At 38.6% G+C, this 510-nt stretch carries 1 protein-coding gene; it reads right to left on the minus strand.

Features of this window, described 5'->3' with window-relative positions; genetic code table 11:
• Positions 1 to 510 (minus strand): NAD(P)/FAD-dependent oxidoreductase (locus J5G60_RS18730; RefSeq protein WP_190972291.1); only part of this gene is annotated, 510 nt, incomplete at both ends.

Raw genomic sequence — 510 nt, forward strand, 5'->3', positions numbered from 1 at the left:
GATTTTTTTCTTATATCACCTGCGGCAAATACTCCTGAAATATTAGTTCTCATATCCTCATCTGTCACAATATAACCTTTTTCATCCATAGTTACCTTCCCCTGAAACAGCTGTGATATAGGTTCATATCCTACAAATACAAAGCATCCGTCTACTTTCAAATTCCTGGTTTCACCTGTAATCTTGTTCTTTATAAGTAATCCTTCCAATATTTCATCCCCTACAGCTTCTTCCACAATGGAATTCCATATAAATTTTATTTTAGGATTGTGAAAAGCCCTGTCCTGCAGAGATTTTGTCGCCCTAAGGGCATCTCTCCTGTGTATGACTGTAACGCTCTCTGCAAATTTTGTAAGGTAAATAGCTTCTGTAATCGCTGAATCTCCACCTCCCACTACTGCTACATCCAGGTCTGTAAAGAAATCCGCATCACAGGTTGCACAATAGGAAATTCCTCTTCCTCTCAATTCTTTCTCATTTTTAAAACCTGACAGCCTTGGATTTGCACCT

This window comes from Clostridium sp. HV4-5-A1G (genome assembly GCF_900184915.1).
Taxonomy (GTDB): domain Bacteria; phylum Bacillota; class Clostridia; order Clostridiales; family Clostridiaceae; genus Clostridium_B; species Clostridium_B aromativorans.